The organism is Neisseria sp. P0022.S010, from assembly GCF_051956635.1.
In genome coordinates, this window is sequence record NZ_JBQCXF010000074.1 from 1 (window position 1) to 11439 (window position 11439).

Here is an 11439-nt window from a genome sequence, read left to right on the forward strand (position 1 = left end):
CCCACGAACCTGCGCCGATGACGGTAATTTTCATGTTTCTCTTCCATATGGGAACGGGGCTTACTTTAAAACAAACGGCTTTGGGGTGCAAGGGCGGCGTTTGTGAAAAATATTTTGTGCCGTTTAACAAGCCTCAGGCCGTCTGAAAGTTCAGACGGCCTGCTTCGGTTTATGATTTATTGTTGCCGGAATGGTAGGCATCGTAGGCGTAGTAGTCGTAGCTGTTGTTGGCTTCGCGCTTCATGCCGTTGAGGACGACACCTTTGATGTTGATGTGGTTTTGTTTGAGACGTTCGACGCTGGCCTCAAGCTCTCGTGCACGGGTGTGCGCATAACGGCTGATCATCAGGACGGTGCCGGCATGTTGGCCGATGATGACGGCGTCGGTCACGGCCAATACGGGCGGCGTGTCCAAGATGACGTAATCGTAGCGTTGGCGCGCGTGGGCGAGCAACTCGTTGAAGCGGTTGTCCATCAAAAGTTCGGATGGATTGCTGGGATAGCTGCCGCTGCTGATGAGGTGGAGGTTTTCAATGCCGGTCTCTTGTACGGCTTTGGCTGGAGCCGCTTTACCGCTTAGGATGTCGGACAAGCCGAACTCGGGGGTAAGGCCGAAGAGTCGGTCAAGATAGCCTTTGCGCATATCGGTATCGATAAGCAGGACGCGTTTGCCCGACTGCGCCATTACAGCGGCGAGGTTGGCGGAGATAAAGGATTTACCTGCCTCAGGCGCGGCGCCGGTAATCATGAGGACGTTGTTGGGCGCGTCCAGCATGGAGAAGTAGATATTGGTACGCAGGGCGCGGATGGCTTCGACGGCCGTGTCGGTACGGTCTTCGCTGGCCAGCAGATAGTTGGAACGGCCGCCGGTCTTCTTGAATTTGTTTTTGAAGAAGTCGCGTTTTTGCTGGGTTTTGGAATGCGGAACAAGAGCGACGACTTCCAAATTGAGGTTTTCGATTTCTTCGGATGAAGTGATGCCGTTTTTCATGCGGTTGCGGATCATCAGCCACAAAGCGGTCAACGAGCCTGCGGCAAGTGCGCTCAGGAGCGTGATGACGGCTTTGCGCGGTGCAACCGGGTTTTCAGGGACGTAAGCATAATCGACGATGCGGACATTGCCTTGCGCACTGGCTTTCATGATGTTGAGCTCTTGTTGTTTGCTCAACAGTTGGACGTAGGTTGCTTGGTTGGTTTCTACGTCGCGGGTCAGGCGGATGACTTCTTGTTGGGTATTGGGCAATTCGGCGATTTGTTGGTTGATTTTGTTTTTGGCGCGTTCGAGGACGGAGAGTTTGTCCAATACGGCTTTATAGGAAGGGTGTTCCGGTGTGTACAGCTCGGCCAACCCTGCTTCTTCGGTTTTGAGCAGGGTAATTTGGGTTTCGATGCCGGTCAGGCTTTCCAATGCGCCTTTGGACTCAAGCGGAATGTCGAGGGAGCCTGATTGTTGGCGGTAGGCATTGAGTTTGTTTTCAGCGTCTTGCAAGGTTTCTTTCAGGCGCGGCAATTCTTCGCTGATGAAAGCCAAGCCGCTGGATGCGACTTGGACGTCGCGTTCGCGGTTTTGCGCAACGTAGTTGTCGGCAATGCTGTTGAGGATGACGCTGGTGCGTTTAGGGTCGGTGCCGGTAAAGGTAAGGTTGATGATGGGGCTGGTTTTACCTTTGCTGATGACCGCCAGTTTGTTTTGGATGTTTTCGATGGCGCTGATGCGGGAGAACTTGGTCAACGCAAATTCTTGACCCGGATTAGCCAGGATTTGATCGATTTTGAGGGTGGTTTGATTGTTGATTTTCAGAGGTACGCCGACCTTGCCTTCGACAACGTGTTTGTCGGGAAGGGTGAGGGTATAGGCTTTGTTGTTTTTGACGGTCAGCGTGAAGGTTTTGTTGAACCATTCTTCTTGTACGGTAAAGTTGCCAACGGTCAGTTTGGGATCGGGGTCGCCGCTGATGTTGTGCATCAGGCTGCCGATAACGGGCGTGTATTTGGCTTTGACTTCTTGGTCGAGTTGGAGGTCGTCAACGGTTTTACCCAACACCAGGCGTGATTGAACCAGCTCGACTTCTGCTTCAGACGGCGTGGTTTGGTTGTTGAAGATGCTGTTGATTTCGGTCAGGATTTGATTTTGCCGCGTTTCGATTTCCAGCATGGCGTCGGCGCGGTATTGCGGGGTGGATGCCAGGCTGAAGGCTGCGCCGAGTATGCCGCCTGCAAGCAGGGCGGCGAGGATTTTGTATTTGTGCATCCAAATGACGCGGAGCTGTTGGCCGAAGTCGATTTCGTCGTTGTCTGCGCTATAAGGTGTGTAGGTCGTTTTTTTCATTGCTTGCTTTCTTGTTCATGCCGGTTTTATACCGGTTGAGTTTTTCCGTTTAGTTTGGTTTTCCAAGTGTCTGCGGCAGCATTGAGCTGTTCGAAAACGGCTTCAAACATTTCGCTGCTTTGTTTGTATGGGTCAGGTACGGTTTTCTTCGGCAACCATTGGGCAAACAGCATGGTTTTGCTGCGTGCCGGCGGATGGATGTCGGCCACCATATCGATTTGACAGGGCTCCATGACGAGAATCAAATCGGCCTGTTCGCACATTTGGGCAGTCAGTTGGCGTGCCGTATGGCCTGCAACGATAACGCCGTGTTTGAGTGCGGTTTTGATGGCTTGGAAATCGGCATCCTTACCTGCCAGTGCTTTTATGCCGGCGCTGCTGATGCGGTGGCCGGGTAGTTTTTTCTGCATAATCCGCTCTGCGGTTGGGGAGCGGCAGATGTTGCCTAGGCAGACGATGAGTATGTTGTGGTACATGATATTGTTTCGGTTTATGGTCTGAAAAAAGCGTGAGTCAGACTATAAGGTACTGCTTTTCCGTTTGTGCGGTGTGTACGGCTTTTATATGCCGTTTATGTAATTTGGTCGGATTGTGCGTGATTTTGTATCCTGCTGTCAAACGGGGTCTGACAGCAGGAACCACTGCTTATTTAAACGTATTGTCGAGGGTGTTGATGTTGCTGATGGAGTTGGTAATTTGTGACATTACGCGGTTCCAACGGGTAACCGGGGCGGAGGTAACGTAAACGGTGTCTTCGGAACGCAGTTTGAATTCGCTGCCCATCGCGTAAGAGGTTGCATCTTTCAGGTTGAGCTGGTAGATGTGGATAGGTTTGGCCACATCTTCAGGTACGCGGCGGATTACGAATACGCCGGTTGCATCCGCATAGGCTTGGTTCATGCCGCCCACTTCGCCGAGCGCTTGGGTCAGGTTGAGGCCGTGGTTGCCGATCGGCAGGGTCGCTTGTTTGCCGACTTCGCCCATGATGTAGATTTTGTTGTTGCTGCTGTTAGGAACGTAAACGATGTCGCCATGGCTGAGGAGGTGGTTTTGCGACATATCGCCGTATTGCAGCATGTTTTGCAGGGAGATGGTGCGGTCAACGCCGTTGTGCGTCCATTTGATGTGCTGGGTGTCGGCGCTTTGGGTAACGCCGCCGGCTTGGTTGATGGCATCCAAAATGGTCATCGGGATATTGGTAATCGGCAATTGGCCGGCTTGGTTGATGGCGCCGGAAACGGAAACGCGTTGCGAGCGGAACTCGGTAACGTTGATGGCGACTTGAGGGTTTTTGATGTAGCGTCTTAAAAGGTTGGTCAAGATGTTTTGCAATTCGTCCAAAGTTTTGCCTTTGGCTTGAATTTTGCCTGCCAACGGGTAAGTGATGTAACCGCCCTCATCCACCCAGGCGCCGCGGCTGACTTGGTTGGTTTGCGGGTTGCTTTGTTGGATGGGGGAGTTGAGGTCGGAGTGCGCCCAAACCATGATGTTGAGGACGTCGCCGCTGCCGATGCGGTAGCGGTAAGCGCTCTTGCTTTGCTCCAAGCCTTGGTTGGCTTGGGAAAGTACGGGCGGCGTACGCATTTTTTCAATCAGGTTAGGCGTGATGGGGTAAACGGCAACGCGGCTGTCGAGGTTGGTATCGGCTGCGGTGTCGTTGTCGGTGTAAACAATGGTTTTGGTTCGGGTTTTGATGGTCGAACCGGGAATGACTGTCGTGCTGTTACAGGCAGCCAGTGCAAATAGAGTAAGCAGGGAGAGCGTTTTTTTCATGTAGTAGTCCTTGCAGTATGGTGTCCGGGCCGTCTGAAAATGTTCAGACGGCCTTGTTGTTTTGTTGCCAAACCAAGTCGCAGATGCCGTCTTTGGGTACGAAGCCTGTCGGTGCGCGCAGCAGAAGCTGGCGCAGGCTGTTTTGGTCGCTTTGGAGACAAGCGGTTTGGAGTTCCGACAGTATGTCAGATAATTGCGTCCATGGAAGCATTACTTCACTGGCGGTCATAATCCGGGGATGAGTGGTTTTTTGCACCTCGTCGCCGATGAGCAGTTCTTCATAAAGTTTCTCACCCGGGCGCAGGCCGGTAATCTTGATTTCGATGTCGCCGTGCGGGTGTTGCTCGTCTTTGACTTTGAGGCCGCTGAGGACAATCATTTGACGGGCAAGGTCGATGATTTTGACGGATTCGCCCATGTCGAGGACGAATACGTCGCCGCCTTTACCCATTGCGCCGGCTTGGATAACCAGTTGCGCCGCTTCGGGAATGGTCATGAAGTAGCGGGTAATGTCTTGGTGGGTCAGGGTAATCGGGCCGCCTTCGGCGATTTGTTTTTCAAATACCGGGACAACGGAGCCGGACGAACCCAATACATTGCCGAAACGCACCATGCAGAAGCGTGTTTTTTGTTCCGGCTCGGCGGCAAGCGCTTGCAGGCAGAGTTCGGCCATGCGTTTGCTGGCACCCATGGTATTGGTCGGACGGACGGCTTTGTCGGTGGAAATCAAAACAAAGGTGGAAACGCCCGCATCTACGGCAGCCTGCGCGCAGCAGAGGGTGCCGAACACGTTGTTTTGAATGCCTTCGATGGTGTTGAATTCGACCATAGGGACGTGTTTGTAGGCTGCGGCATGATAGACGGTATCGACTTGGTAGGCCTTCATGACACTGCTGAGGCGTTCTTTGTTTTGAACCGAACCCAAAAGCGGTACGACTTCGACTTGGCTACCTTGCGCGGCTTGGGTTTCGCGCAATTCTTTGTCTATGCTGTACAGGGCGAATTCGGACAATTCAAACAACAGCAGTTTGGTCGGACGGCAGTTGAGAATTTGACGGCAAAGCTCGGAGCCGATAGAGCCGCCTGCGCCGGTTACCATCACGACTTTGTCGCTGATGTCGGCACTCATCAATTCAGGGCGCGGTGCCACAGGGGCGCGGCCGAGCAAATCGACCACGGAGATTTTTTTCAATGAGCTGACGCTGATTTTGCCGTCCACCAAATCCTTCATGCCCGGAATGGTCAGGACTTCGCATTTGTAGGCTTCGAGGCGGCGGATGATGTCTTTGCGTTCTTCAGGCGTAGAACTTGGAATCGCCAGCAGGATTTTGCGGACGCCGTAGCGGCTGATCAGCATCGGGATTTCGTTGGGGTTGTAGACGGCAAGGTCATAGATGACGGTACGTTGGATTTTCGGGTTGTCATCGACAAAGGCGATGGCCGAGTATTCGTTAACCTGTTTGATGGCTTCCAGTAATTGGCGGCCGGATTGGCCTGCACCGTAGATAATGACGGGGGTCATCTGTTTGCGGTGATGGTCGGTCAGAATCGCGCGCAGGATCATGCGCGAGCTGGTTACGCCGACCACTAAGACCAAGAAATAAACGATGGGCAGGGCAAGGTGCAGTTTTTGTTCAAAAATCAGGGTAGTCAGGCAGAACAAGACCGCTGAAATAATGCTGCCGAATGCGGCGGCGGTCAGGACGCGGACGCTGACGAAGCGCGTAACGGCGCGGTAGAGGCCGATACGGATGAAAAGGATGATGGTCAGCAACGCGGTGCTGCCGAAAGCCAGCCAGTTGGCGATACTCAACCATTCGTCGGAGTATTGCACTTTAAGGCTTTGGGCAAACCAAAACGCCACGAAGATCATTAAGATATCGTGAATGACGAAGAAGGTTTTTTTTAGATTGCGCGGCAGAGCCAGCAGGGTTTCCAAGTTCATTTTATTTTTTACGTGTGTCTGAGTGTTGTAATGTGGCTTGGTACGGATTGTTTGAAGCAGGCTGTTTTGCTTTTTTCAGACGGCCTGAGGTTGCAGGCCGTCTGAAAATGATTATGCCGTGGCTTCAGTCAATACGGCTTCTATGTTTTCTTTGCAGAACGCAATTTCTTCATCGGTCAGGGTCGGATGCACCAAGAACATCAGGCTGGTGTCGCCCAGTTGGACAGCGTTTTTCAGCCGCTCTTTCGGACGCCAAGGCGTGTTGTCAAAGGCTTTTTCCAAATACACTTCGGAGCAGCTGCCTTGATAGCAGGGGACTTTGCGCGCGTTCAGTTCGCTGACGATGCGGTCGCGCGTCCAGCCGTCTTTCAGGTGTTCGGGTTTGACGAAGGCGTAGAACTTGTATTGCGCGTGTTCGATGTAGTCGGCCACTTCAACCAAACGGATGCTGGCGAATTTGCCCAAGCTTTCAGCCAGTTTGGCGGCGTTTTCTTGGCGGCGCGCCGTCCATTCGGGCATGCGTTTGAGCTGGATGCGGCCGATGACCGCCTGCATTTCCAACATGCGCCAGTTGGTACCGAAGCTTTCGTGCAGCCAGCGGAAACCGGGTGCGTGTTCGCGGTGGTACACGGCATCGTAGCTTTTGCCGTGGTCTTTGTACGACCACATTTTGCTCCACAGCTCTTTGTCGTTGGTCGTTACCATGCCGCCTTCGCCGCCGGTGGTCATGATTTTGTCTTGGCAGAACGACCAAGCACCGACGTGGCCGATAGAGCCGACGGATTTGCCTTTGTATTTCGCGCCGTGCGCTTGGGCGCAGTCTTCGATAACCCACAAGTTATGTTCTTTGGCCAAAGCCATGATGTCGTCCATTTCGGCAGGCATGCCGGCAAGGTGAACCACGATGATGGCTTTAGTGTTTGGCGTCAGCGCGGCTTTGATGGTTTCGGCGCTGATGTTTTGGCTGTTTAAATCGACATCGGCGAAAACCGGATTGGCACCGGCGGTTACGATGCAGGATGCGGAAGCCAAGAAGGTGCGCGAAGTGACAATCACATCATCACCTTGGCCGATGCCCATTGCTTTGAGGGCTACGTCCAAAGCCAACGTACCGTTGGAAAGGGCGACGGCGTATTGCGTGCCGACAAAAGCAGCAAATTCTTTTTCAAATTCGCGACATTCCGTACCTGTCCAGTAGTTGACTTTGTTGGACAGCAGGACTTTGGAAACGGCATCGGCTTCTTCTTGAGTAAAGCTTGGCCATGGGGAGAGTGATGTATTAAGCATTTGTTTTTCCTGCGAAAAGACTGGTTGAGCCTTTGGGGGCGATTTCTTCCAGCAGTTGGCGGTTGATCAGGGTGTATTTCTGACCGTTGATTTCGACGTATGCGCCGTCGTAAGGCGGGAACCAGAAGGCGCGGATTTTCTTCTCGATATTGTCGCCGTCGAGGATTTGCTTCATGGCTTCCATTTCGTCGCGGCTGACGTAGCGGCCGCCGATGTTGGGTGTGGTCGGCAATTTGGTTTTCGAATCGATGGCGCGGGCGATGATGCGTTGTGCGAACGGCTCCAACGCCTGCATGGTTTTGCGTTCGAGCGATTGGGCGGTTTCTGTTTCGGCGTCGATGGGGAAGCGGTCCACTTCGATGATTTCGCCGGTGTCGATAGAGGCATCGACGTAGTGGGCGGTGTTGCCCCATTCGTTCAACTCGTCCATGATGGCCAGGTTGTAGCCGCCTGTGCCTTTGTATTCGGGCAACAGCGCAGGGTGGAAGTTGATCGTGCCCAAAGTCGGAATGCTCAGGAATTCATCACGCAGCTTGCGCCAGTAAAGGACGGACAAGCCCAAATCGTATTTCAGACGGCCTTCACGCATTGCTTCCAAAGCCGTATCGAAGGTGTACAGGGGCAGGCCCAATTCTTGCGCGGCAACCGTGGTCGGCGAGCCTTGCAGATGGCTGTCGGTCAAGACGCCGACGATTTCGATATGGTCTTGTTTGGTCAAAAAACGAAGCAGGTTGGCGGAAACCTGTTTACGACCCATAAATAAGATTTTCATGGAGAAATGTCCCTTATGCATTTGCTTTTTCGGTGGCGGAAGTTGTCAGTGTAGTCAATTCTTCCAGGGTGTTTATCCAAAGGGTGGGCTGGTATTCACGGCCGTATTGCTCGGGCTCGGCTTGATGAATATTGTGCGGCTTAGGCATGATGCCTATGGAGAGCCAACCCAGTTTGTTGGGTGCGACAAAATCTTTTTTGATGTTGTCGCCGATGTAAATAAAACGTTTTGCGGCCGGATATTTGTTTTGCAGGAAAACGAAACGCTTGTCGTCGGGCTTTTCCGATTGCATGGCTTCCGAAATCAAAATGTCGTCAAACAAATCGGTCAGGCCCAAGGCCTGTATTTTCAAACGCTGTGTCAGGCTGCGGCCGTCTGTAATCAGGGCGCGTGCGGCAAAAGGGCGCATCAGCTTCCGTAAAAAAGACGGTTCGACATAGGGTCGGATGGCAGGCCGATGCAGTCGATATTGCCACAAGAGTGATTGTTTCTCTGATTCGTTTAATTTGCAATGATGACACAAATTGTCGAGCCAGTCTTTACTTTTATTGTCGGCAATTTCATATAGTACGCCGGCATTGTATTGCGGGTAAAGCGACGTAATCATCTCTACAACTGCCCGTATTCCGGAGCATTTGTAGTCATGTTCGGAGTAAAGCGTATCGTCAAGGTCAAAAACGATGACGGATTCTTCCGGCTTAATCATGTTCTCTTACCAAAACCTTAGCATCATAACGAAGCATGATTAAATTGTTTTCCCAGTTGTCGGAGAAGGGAATGTCTTGGCCGCCGATGTATTCTTGAATCAGCCAGCCCGGATAGTTGCCGCCTGCGGCGTAGGTCAGCGGGAAACCGCCGCCGAAACGCGGATTGATTTCCACGCCGTAGGTCGTATTGTCGGTTTTGCTGACGAAGAATTGCGCGGTAATGCAGCCGCGTGCGCCTTCCAATACGGCCATTTTTTCAACCAACTCTTCATACAGGGCATTGCGCCGGGTCGCGCCTTTGCTGACTTCGCCGGTACGTACTTCCAAACGCTCGCGAGGAATGGCGCATTTCAGACGGCCTTGACGGTCGTAATACATATCGACGGTGAACTCGGAAAAAGCATTTTCAATATCGATGTATTGGGCGAACATCATTTTCGGATCTTCGGCAATATCGGCAGTCAGATCGGTTGGTGTGTTGATTTTTTTCGCACCGATGGCGCGGCTGCCGTCATAAGGCTTGGCAAAACACGGGAAGGCCAGGCTGTCCCGTTCGTAAATTTCAGGCGAACGGATGCCGTATTGTGCAAACAGGCCTGCGGTCAGGCGCTTGTCGCGGCACAGGGTAATCAGTTTGGCGTCGGAAATGACGATATGTATTCCTTCGGCTTCAAAACGGTCGCGTGCTTCGGCCAGCTTGAGCAGTTCGGTATCGATGGTTGGCACAATCAGGCCGATGTTGTGTTGTTGGGCCAGTTCGAAAATGCTGTCGATGTATTCGGCTGCGTCGATGCGCGGTACGCTGAAAGCGCGGTCGGCGACATGACAGGCTGAAGACATGTGGGGATTGAGGTCAGTGGCAAACACGCCGATGCCGTCTGAAAAACGTGCGGCTTCGGTTTGGAAGTCCTGCACCAATTCGACGCGGCGGCCTGCCGACAGAATCAGTATGTTATTTTTTTTCATCAGTTTTATTACCCGTGAAATAAGGCATAGTGGCTTCTCCTTCGGCTGAGATGCCTTCTTTGACGAAGACTTTTTTAACCGTCAGGAACAAAATTTTAATATCCAGCCAGAAGCTGAAGTGGTCGATGTACCAAACATCGTGGGCGAACTTTTCGTCCCATGAAATAGCGTTGCGGCCATTGACTTGCGCCCAACCGGTCACGCCCGGTTTCATTTCGTGGCGGCGGTTTTGGAAGTCGTTGTACAACGGCAGGTAGTGCATCAGCAGCGGACGAGGGCCAACCAAACTCATCTCGCCTTTTAAGACATTCCATAATTCAGGAAGTTCGTCCAAGCTAGTGGCACGTAATTTTTTGCCGAAATCGGTCAGGCGTTCGCTGTCCGGTAGCGGGTTGCCGTCTTTATCGATTGCATCGCGCATGGAGCGGAATTTAATCATTTTAAACGGCTTGCCATCCTTGCCCGGCCGCTCTTGGATGAAGAACACGGGCGAGCCTAGGTTTTTGCGGATGAGGTACACCAAAATCAAAAACACAGGCGACAGGATAATCAGCCCTGAGGCGGAGGCAACAATGTCAAACAGGCGTTTGAAAAATTTATTCATGAGCTAATCTTTCAATCAGGTTGACGATTTTTTGATAGGCAACGTCGCGCTTGAAGCGGCGGACGATTTCTTCGGACTGAACAGGATCGTCTTTGCGCTTCAAAATATCTTTGGCGGCTTGAACGAAGCTGTCCACATCGCCGGAACGGTAGTTCGCATGCGGCAGCAGGGTAAGGACTTCGGCAACTTCGTCGTTGACCTGGCTGTTCAGAATCGGTTTTTGCAAAGCCATATAGTCGGAAAGTTTGTTGGTAATCGACTGCATGGCGTAAGAGTGGATGGCGTTGACGGAGATGTCGCAGCCCTTGGCGACCGACATCATTTCGGCGTAAGGAATGTAGCCGTAAAACTGAATGCCGTCGCAGGCGTATTGTTTGAGCCTGTCCAAATCGGGGCCGCCGCCCATGATGTGCAACTCGACGTTTTCGCCGGCGTCCAACAGCTTGCGAACGCCTTTGCATACGGTTTCCACGTCATAGCTGTAACTGAGCGTGCCCAAGTAGAAAAAGCGGGTTTTGTCGTCGCTGAAATTTTTGGCAGGCGCGGCATCGAGTTTCGGAAAATCAGCGCCGATATAGACGACTTCGCCGGGTACGTTCGGATTGGCTTCTTTGGCGCGGTCGAGATAAGTCTGCGATACGGCAACCAGCGCGTCGGCGTAGCGGTAGGCTTGGTTGGCGCGTGAAGCAAAGGGCAGCAGGTTGTGCGGGATTTTTTTCAAAAACGGTACGACTGAGGAGAAAGACTCCGGCCATACGTCCTGCACATCGACAATCAGCTTGTAGCCCAAACGCGCTTTGTGTTTGCCCAAGAGCAGGTTGGTAGCAATCAGCGGATAGGCGGAAAAGACGACGTCTTGTTCGCCCGGACGGCAGTTTTCCAACCATTTTTCAAAATGTTTGACGAAGCGGTGATGGCTGGTCACGCGCCCTAAAGACACGTTTTTGCTGTATCCGCTTTCTTCCAACAGCATGACTTTCAGACGGCCTTGTGAGGCGGCCTCGGCATCTTCGGGCCGTCTGAAAGATTTGTCGTAGTGCTTGAAGTTGCTGGTAA

At 52.5% G+C, this 11439-nt stretch carries 10 protein-coding genes; all 10 read right to left on the reverse strand.

Annotated features, from left to right (window positions below):
* Window positions 1-169 precede the first annotated feature (169 nt).
* Window positions 170-2329, reverse strand: a complete 2160-nt coding sequence (locus ACTHUT_RS08830) for a polysaccharide biosynthesis tyrosine autokinase (protein ID WP_440386478.1) — start codon at window positions 2327-2329, stop codon at window positions 170-172.
* Between the two features lie 26 nt (window positions 2330-2355).
* The gene (locus ACTHUT_RS08835) at window positions 2356-2805 is read right to left on the reverse strand and encodes a low molecular weight protein-tyrosine-phosphatase (RefSeq protein WP_004520878.1); all 450 of its coding nucleotides are present in this window, start codon (window positions 2803-2805) and stop codon (window positions 2356-2358) included.
* A 169-nt stretch (window positions 2806-2974) separates the two neighbouring features.
* The gene (locus ACTHUT_RS08840) at window positions 2975-4102 is read right to left on the reverse strand and encodes a polysaccharide export protein (RefSeq protein ID WP_440386479.1); all 1128 of its coding nucleotides are present in this window, start codon (window positions 4100-4102) and stop codon (window positions 2975-2977) included.
* 43 nt (window positions 4103-4145) lie between these two features.
* Complete coding sequence (locus ACTHUT_RS08845) at window positions 4146-6047, reverse strand: nucleoside-diphosphate sugar epimerase/dehydratase (RefSeq protein WP_311476665.1); 1902 nt, start codon at window positions 6045-6047, stop codon at window positions 4146-4148.
* Window positions 6048-6158: 111 nt separating this feature from the next.
* Window positions 6159-7334, reverse strand: a complete 1176-nt coding sequence (locus ACTHUT_RS08850) for a DegT/DnrJ/EryC1/StrS family aminotransferase (RefSeq protein WP_440360686.1) — start codon at window positions 7332-7334, stop codon at window positions 6159-6161.
* Window positions 7327-8106 carry a methionyl-tRNA formyltransferase gene (locus tag ACTHUT_RS08855; protein WP_440386480.1) on the reverse strand — a complete coding sequence of 260 codons (780 nt, stop codon included), beginning with the start codon at window positions 8104-8106 and terminating at the stop codon, window positions 7327-7329. The genes ACTHUT_RS08850 and ACTHUT_RS08855 overlap by 8 nt, the downstream gene beginning before the upstream one ends.
* Before the next feature lie 13 nt (window positions 8107-8119).
* Complete coding sequence (locus tag ACTHUT_RS08860) at window positions 8120-8812, reverse strand: HAD family hydrolase (RefSeq protein WP_036492784.1); 693 nt, start codon at window positions 8810-8812, stop codon at window positions 8120-8122.
* Window positions 8805-9779, reverse strand: coding sequence for an ATP-grasp domain-containing protein (locus ACTHUT_RS08865; protein WP_440386481.1), 975 nt, complete (start codon window positions 9777-9779; stop codon window positions 8805-8807). Before ACTHUT_RS08865 ends, ACTHUT_RS08860 begins: the two co-directional genes overlap by 8 nt.
* A complete protein-coding gene (locus ACTHUT_RS08870; protein WP_036492790.1) occupies window positions 9766-10383 on the reverse strand; it encodes a sugar transferase in 618 nt (205 codons plus the stop codon). Before ACTHUT_RS08870 ends, ACTHUT_RS08865 begins: the two co-directional genes overlap by 14 nt.
* Window positions 10376-11439, reverse strand: a 1064-nt coding sequence (locus ACTHUT_RS08875; RefSeq protein WP_440418739.1) for a glycosyltransferase, incomplete at its 5' end; no start/stop codon positions are given. The genes ACTHUT_RS08875 and ACTHUT_RS08870, both read right to left, overlap by 8 nt.